This window comes from Gordonia sp. i37 (assembly GCF_002043085.1).
Classification (GTDB): Bacteria; Actinomycetota; Actinomycetes; order Mycobacteriales; family Mycobacteriaceae; genus Gordonia; species Gordonia polyisoprenivorans.
The window spans coordinates 1-240 of record NZ_MVPX01000673.1; the positions used below are offsets into that span (position 1 = coordinate 1).

Sequence of the window (240 nt, forward strand, 5' to 3'; positions counted from 1 at the left end):
TCCTTGTTGTGATCGTCAGTCGATCTCGCAGCCCACGGGGTGATGTTGGTGGGTGCATCCGGCAGCGTACTCGGCCGGCGTTTGGTAGCCCAGCGCCGAGTGCCGGTGTCGGTGGTTGTGGTCGTCTTTGAAGTCGTCGATGACCACGCGGGCCTCGAGCAGGGTGGGCCAGCAGTTGCGGTTCAAACACTCGTCGCGCAACCGGTTGTTGAACGACTCGATGAACCCGTTGTTCCACGG

Annotated in this window: 1 protein-coding gene; it reads right to left on the reverse strand. The window is 62.1% G+C overall.

Annotated elements, in window-relative coordinates:
* Window positions 1-15: 15 nt before the first annotated feature.
* Window positions 16-240 (reverse strand): integrase core domain-containing protein (locus tag B1964_RS29525; protein ID WP_139765974.1); only part of this gene is annotated, 225 nt, incomplete at its 5' end.